The sequence below is a fragment of the Streptomyces sp. NPDC058534 genome (assembly GCF_042717365.1).
In the GTDB taxonomy this organism is placed as follows: domain Bacteria; phylum Actinomycetota; class Actinomycetes; order Streptomycetales; family Streptomycetaceae; genus Streptomyces.
Genome location: NZ_JBHXNW010000128.1, coordinates 1 through 6382 on the forward strand (window position 1 = coordinate 1; position 6382 = coordinate 6382).

Annotated in this window: 5 protein-coding genes; 3 read left to right on the forward strand and 2 right to left on the reverse strand. The window is 71.0% G+C overall.

All coding sequences use genetic code 11. The features are described from left to right. Positions 1-130: 130 nt before the first annotated feature. Positions 131-1582, reverse strand: a complete 1452-nt coding sequence (locus ACFWR9_RS40930; protein WP_383852254.1) for an amino acid permease — start codon at positions 1580-1582, stop codon at positions 131-133. Positions 1583-1727: 145 nt separating this feature from the next. Here ACFWR9_RS40930 and ACFWR9_RS40935 point away from each other — a divergent pair, with 145 nt between their 5' ends. Next, complete coding sequence (locus tag ACFWR9_RS40935) at positions 1728-2573, forward strand: IclR family transcriptional regulator (protein WP_383852257.1); 846 nt, start codon at positions 1728-1730, stop codon at positions 2571-2573. Positions 2574-2576: 3 nt separating this feature from the next. Here the strand turns inward: ACFWR9_RS40935 and hutC are convergent, their stop codons facing one another. Continuing rightward, complete coding sequence (hutC, locus tag ACFWR9_RS40940; RefSeq protein WP_383852278.1) at positions 2577-3326, reverse strand: histidine utilization repressor; 750 nt, start codon at positions 3324-3326, stop codon at positions 2577-2579. A 210-nt stretch (positions 3327-3536) separates the two neighbouring features. Between hutC and hutU the strand changes: the two genes are divergently transcribed. Together hutU and hutG are read left to right on the forward strand one after the other, a co-directional pair. After that, entirely contained in the window at positions 3537-5222 is a 1686-nt protein-coding gene (hutU, locus tag ACFWR9_RS40945) for a urocanate hydratase (RefSeq protein ID WP_383852260.1), read from the forward strand. 5 nt (positions 5223-5227) lie between these two features. Beyond that, positions 5228-6208, forward strand: coding sequence for a formimidoylglutamase (gene hutG / locus ACFWR9_RS40950; protein WP_383852263.1), 981 nt, complete (start codon positions 5228-5230; stop codon positions 6206-6208). The last annotated feature ends 174 nt before the right edge of the window (positions 6209-6382 follow it).

Sequence of the window (6382 nt, forward strand, 5' to 3'; positions counted from 1 at the left end):
GGGTGGTGGTCGCGGTGACGAAGACCGCGCCCAGGCCGAGGGAGGCGATCACGAAGCCCGGGAGCAGCCCGGTGTACACGCTGCCCGTGTCCGAGAGCCGGGGCAGCGGCACGGTTGTCGCCGGTGGCCGTCAGCGCGGCACGGCCGGCCCTTCCGGATTCGTCAGGACTCCATCCGGCACTTTGTCCGCCCTGTGCTCCGTGGCAGTCATGGGCTGGGGGCCGGAACGCCGCGGCCGGACGCAGAGGGTGTAGACGCCCGCGAGGAGTGCCAGCCACACAGCGCCGACGACCAGGGCGATGCGCGTGCCCTCGTGGAAGCCGAGCAGCACCATGACCGCGGCCATGAAGACGATGGCGACGATCTGACCGTAGGGCCAGAGGGGGGCGGGGAACTTCAGCGACGCCGTCTCCTCGGCGGACATCGCCCTGCGCGCCCTCACGTGGGTGAGCAGGATCATCAGCCACACCCAGACAGTGGCGAAGGTCGCGATCGAGGCGATGAGTAGGAAGATCTTGTCGGGCATGAGAACGTTCATCAGCACGCCGAACAGCAGGGCGCCGATCATGACGAGGGTGGTGACCCACGGCACGCCGTTGCGGGTGAGTCGCAGCATGACCGCGGGGCCCTGACGCCGCTGCGCCAGGCCGAACATCGTGCGGCCCGCGGCGAAGATGTCGCTGTTGATCGCCGACAGGGCGGCGGTGAGGACAACGAGGTTCAGCACGGCGGCCGCGGACTTGAGCCCGACGCCGGCGAAGATCTCGACGAAGGGGCTGCCCGAGTCGTCGATACCCTCCCAGGGGGTGATCGACATGATCACGGCGAGTGTCAGGACGTAGAAGAGGATGATCCGCAGCGGGATGGAGTTGACCGCGCTCGGGATGGTCTTTTCCGGGGACTGCGCCTCACCTGCCGTGACACCGATGATCTCCGTGCCGCCGAAGGCGAACATGACCACGGCGAAGGAGATGACGAAGCCGTCGGCGCCGCCCGCGAAGAAGCCGCCGTTGTTCCACAGGTTCGACAGGCCGACTTGGCCGTCGCCGCTGCCGAGGCCGAAGGCGATCACGGCGATGCCGACGAGGATCATCGCGACGATCGCGACGATCTTCACCAGGGAGAGCCAGAACTCCAGCTCGCCGAAGACCTTGACGCTGACGAGGTTGAGCGCGCCGACGAGGAGGACGGCGGCCAGCACCCAGATCCACCGTGGCACGTCGGGGAACCAGAAACCCATGTAGACGCCGACTGCGGTGACGTCGGCCACGCAGACGATGACCATCTCGAAGGCGTAAGTCCAGCCCGTGGTGAATCCGGCGAGGGGTCCGAGGTGCCTGGTCGCGTACTCGCCGAAAGAGCCTGCGCTCGGGGAGGCCACTGCCATCTCACCGAGGGACCGCAACACGAGGAAGACGACCGCGCCGCCGATCAGATAGGCCAGGAGGACCGCGGGCCCGGCGGCCTGGATGGATTCGGAGGAGCCGTAGAAGAGCCCGGTGCCGATCGCGGAGCCGAGGGCGATGAAGCGGATATGCCGGGAGCCGAGCCCTCTGCTCAGGCCGGCGGTGTCGGTAGGCAAACGATTGTCTCCCTCTTGGGGTGTGCGCCGGAAGAAATGACGGGGCGATGTCCGGCCCGAACGCGCCGGTCCGTCGTCCGAGCTCCCGATCACGGACGGCAGCCTGTATATTCCTGCATATACAGGTGCGTCAAGAGGTGGTCCAATGAGTGAACGCGAGTCGACGCCGGGTACGCCGTCGTCGTCGAGTGCGTCACCGGCCGTTGGCCGGGCGCTCGACATGCTGGTGTATCTCGCCGGGCGCCCCGGCCTGGTGCAGGCCGCGACGCTCGCCCGTGACCTGGGCATTCCGCGGTCGTCGGCGTACCACATCCTCACCGTTCTGGCCGACCGCGGCTTCGTCACCTACGTGCCGACGGAGCAGGCGTACGGCCTGGGCGTCGCCTCCTTCGAGGTGGGCTCCGCCTATGTGCGGCACGAGCCCCTGGAGCGCCTCGCCCGGCCCGTCCTGCGCACCCTCGCGAGCCGCCTCGGCCAGACGGTGCACCTGGGGATCCTGCACGGCGCGGAGACGGTCTACCTGCTCAAGGAACGGCCGCCCGCGGGCCGGGCCGGTGACATCGACATCGCCCTCGTCACCGACATCGGCGTCCGCCTGCCCGCTCACCTCACGGCCAACGGGCGCGCCATGCTCGCCCACACCTTTGAGGCGCAGCTCCGGGCGCTCTTTCCCCGGCCCGGCGATCTGACCACCCGCACGGGCAAGGGGCCGCGGACCCTGCCGGGGCTTGCCGGCGAGCTGGCCCGGGAGCGGGAGCGGGGCTGGTCTCAGGAGGTCGAACTGGTCACCCAGGGGTTCTGCTCCATGGGGGTCGCGGCGTTCGACCACAACGAACGGCCCGTCGCCGCGATCAGCACCACGTGGCGCCGCCACCACTGCCGGCACGACGCGGACCAGGTGCGGGACGCCCTGCGGCAGGGCGCCGCACGGCTCACCGCGGCCGTCTCGGGCCATGCGCCGGCAGTAGGGACCGGGGCGGCGGCCGCATGAGCGTCAATGCGTGTCGAACGCGCCCTCGAGGCGGTAGCGGGAGCCGGGGTGCAGCAGCCGCGCGATGCTGACGAGCGCGTCGCGTGACCAGGTGCGGCGGTGGATCAGCAGGCACGGCTCGGACGGCGCGACGCCGAGGATCGCGCACTCCTCGGACGACGCCAGCACCGCCTCCACGATGTGTTCGCCCCTGCCCAGCGGCGCGACCTTGGAGAGGAACGTGAACGGCGTCTGCCGGGTGAAGTCCTGTTCGAGGTAGCCGGGCGCGAAGGCCGGATTGACGTAGCGGTCCTCGAGCTGGAGCGCCGTTCCGTCCTCGTAGTGCACCACCCGCGAGTGGAAGACCGGCTCCCCCTCGCCGAGACCGAGGTGCGCGGCGGTCTTCTCGTCGGCCTGCTCCTCGCGTACGGACAGCACGTGGGCCTCGTAACGGTGGCCGCGGTGGTGTACCTCGTCGGCGATGTTGTGCACCTCGAGCAGCGCGGAACTGGCCTTTCTCGGCGCGACGAAGCTGCCTACTCCCATGACCCGCCGGATGACGCCCTCGGTGGCCAGCTCGCGCAGGGCGCGGTTGATCGTCATACGGGACAGGCCGAGTGCCTCGACGAACTGGCTTTCCGACGGCAGCGCGTCGTCCTCGCGCCAGTGGCCGCCCGCGATCTGCTGGGCGACGAGGTTCTTGACGCGGTGGTACGCGGGAGCGGAACCGGCCGTGCGCTGCTCGTACAACCGGCCCAGCTCCGCTGGATCCACGACCAAGCCGCCCACCGTCCTTCGCATCCCCCTGCGCTGCCCCGCCTCGAATCCTAGAGGAGAGCTGAGGGCTCCTCACGAAGGGGCCGATGCCACGGCGCCGCAGGGAGGGTCTCGGATCCGAGAAGCCCCAAGGGCGCCGCTGGCTCCGCGTCCGCCACTGCCGTGTCATGGCAGGGCAACGGCTCGATCCCTCTGTGAGGAGTGCACATGACCAGCCCTTCCCCCAAAACCCCGGGCGTCGTCCGCGCCCCCCGCGGCACCGAACTGAACTGCCTCGGCTGGCAGCAGGAAGGCGCCCTGCGGATGCTCATGAACAACCTCGACCCCGAGGTCGCCGAGCACCCCGAGGACCTCGTCGTCTACGGCGGCACCGGGAAGGCCGCCCGCAACCGGGAGGCGTACGACGCCATCGTCCGTACCCTGAAGACGCTCAAGGACGACGAGACGCTGCTGGTGCAGTCCGGCAAGCCCGTCGGCGTGATGCGCACCAGCGAGTGGGCGCCGCGCGTGCTGCTGGCCAACTCCAACCTGGTCGGCGACTGGGCCAACTGGGAGGAGTTCCGGTCGCTGGAGGCCCGGGGGCTCACGATGTACGGGCAGATGACGGCCGGGTCGTGGATCTACATCGGCAGCCAGGGCATCCTGCAGGGCACCTACGAGACCTTCGGCGCCGTCGCCCGCAAGAAGTTCGGCGGCAGTCTGGCCGGGACCATCACCCTCACCGCCGGCCTCGGCGGAATGGGCGGCGCCCAGCCGCTCGCCGTCACCATGAACGACGGCGTGGCCATCTGCGTCGACTGCGACCCGACGCGCATCGAGCGCCGCATCGCCCACCGCTACCTCGACGTCGCCGCCGACGACCTGGACCACGCCCTGCGCCTCGCCATCGAGGCCCGCGACAACCGCAAGCCGCTTTCCATCGGCCTGACGGGGAACGCCGCCGAGGTCTTCCCCGAGCTGCTGGAGCGAGGCGCGCCCATCGACATCGTCACCGACCAGACCAGCGCCCACGACCCATTGGCCTACCTTCCCGTCGGCGTGAGCACGGAGGAATGGCACGAGCAGGCCCGCAAGGACCCGGCGGACTTCACCGAGCGCTCCCGCCGGTCGATGGCCCGGCATGTCGAGGCGATGGTCGGCTTCCTCGACGCCGGCGCCGAGGTCTTCGACTACGGAAACTCGATCCGCGACGAGGCCCGCAAGGCCGGCTACCAGCGCGCGTTCGACTTCCCCGGCTTCGTGCCGGCCCACATCCGGCCGCTGTTCGAGGAGGGCCTCGGCCCCTTCCGCTGGGCCGCCCTCTCCGGTGACCCGAAGGACATCGAGGCCACCGACAAGGCCATCATGGAGCTCTTCCCGGAGAATGAGCACCTGCACCGCTGGCTGAAGATGGCCGGCGAGCGCGTGGCGTTCGAGGGCCTGCCCGCCCGCATCTGCTGGCTGGGCTACGGGGAGCGGCACCGCGCCGGTCTGCGCTTCAACGAGATGGTCGCCTCCGGCGAGCTGTCCGCCCCCGTCGCCATCGGCCGGGACCACCTGGACTCCGGCTCGGTGGCCTCGCCCTACCGTGAGACCGAGTCGATGCTCGACGGTTCCGACGCCATCGCCGACTGGCCGCTGCTCAACGCCCTGGTGAACACCTCCTCCGGTGCCTCCTGGGTCTCCATCCACCACGGCGGCGGCGTCGGCATGGGCCGCTCCATCCACGCCGGTCAGGTCTGCATCGCCGACGGCACCGAGCTCGCGGCCCAGAAGCTCGCCCGCGTCCTGACCAACGACCCGGGCATGGGCGTCATCCGGCACGTCGACGCCGGTTACGAGCACGCCACCTCGGTGGCCCAGGAGCGCGGCGTACGCATCCCGATGACGGAGACCGAGGGCGGCGCAGCGTGAGCGCCGTGACGACGCACCAGGAAGCCCAGGACGTCCGCACGGACGTCCCGGCCGCGCCGTGGGCCGGACGGGACGACGGCCCCGGCGCCGAGAACCTGCGCTGGCACAAGGCCGTCCACCTCGACCCGGAGCAGGCGGCTCCTGGGGATGTCGCCTTCGTCGGCTTCCGTAGCGACGAGGGCGTACGCCGCAACAAGGGCCGGCAGGGCGCCGCGAACGGGCCGGACGCCCTGCGCCGCGCCCTCGCCTCGATGGCGCTGCCCAAGCCGCTGCGGGCGCTCGACGCCGGCGACATCGAAGTCGCCGGGGACGGCGAGGACGTCCTGGAAGCGGGACAACAGCGCCTGGGAAGTGCGGTCGCCGCGCTCGTCGACCGCGGGCACCCGGTGATGGTGCTGGGCGGCGGCCACGAAGTCGCCTACGGCAGCTACAGCGGACTGGAGCAGACGCGGACGCTGCGCGAGGGCGGGCGCCTCGGGGTGCTGAACCTCGACGCGCATTTCGACCTGCGCGACGATGTCCGGCCCAGCTCCGGCACCCCGTTCCTGCAGATGGCGCAGAGCGAACAGCGGCACGGCCGGGAGTTCAACTACTGGGTGCTGGGCGTCAGCCAGCCGAGCAACACGGAGCGGCTGTTCCGCACCGCGGACACGCTCGGTGTGCGCTATCTGCCGGACTCCGACTGCGGCCTGCTCGGCCTTGCGCGCGCCGAGAGGTTCGTCGACGAGTTCCTGGCGAGCTGTGACGTCGTGCATCTGAGCATCGACCTGGACGTGCTCCCCGCCGCGGTGGCTCCGGGCGTCAGCGCCCCCGCCGCCTACGGCGTGCCCATGGAGGTTGTCGAGCGAGTCTGCCACCGGGTCGCGGCGAGCGGCAAGCTCGCGGTCTGCGACATCGCCGAGCTGAACCCGGGGTTCGACGTGGACCAGCGCACGGCCCGTGCCGGCGCCCGCCTCATCCACCGCATGGTGACCGCCCGGACGTGACACACCGCGGGCCCTTCCCGCCCCCGAAACAGGTCGCCAGGCCGTGCGAAGCGACGAAAGCCGCGGCCTGGCGACCGCGGCTTCGACCACGACGGCGGGCGACCCGGCCCGGGGGGGGCCGGGCGGCGGCCGGCCCGCCGCGGCCCCGCCGGGGGGGGGGTGGGGGGGCGCGCC

Coding starts and splice junctions, on each gene's coding strand:
- ACFWR9_RS40935 (WP_383852257.1), top strand. CDS start 1,728: ATGAGTGAACGCGAGTCGACGCCGGGTACGCCGTCGTCGTCGAGTGCG.
- hutU (WP_383852260.1), top strand. CDS start 3,537: ATGACCAGCCCTTCCCCCAAAACCCCGGGCGTCGTCCGCGCCCCCCGC.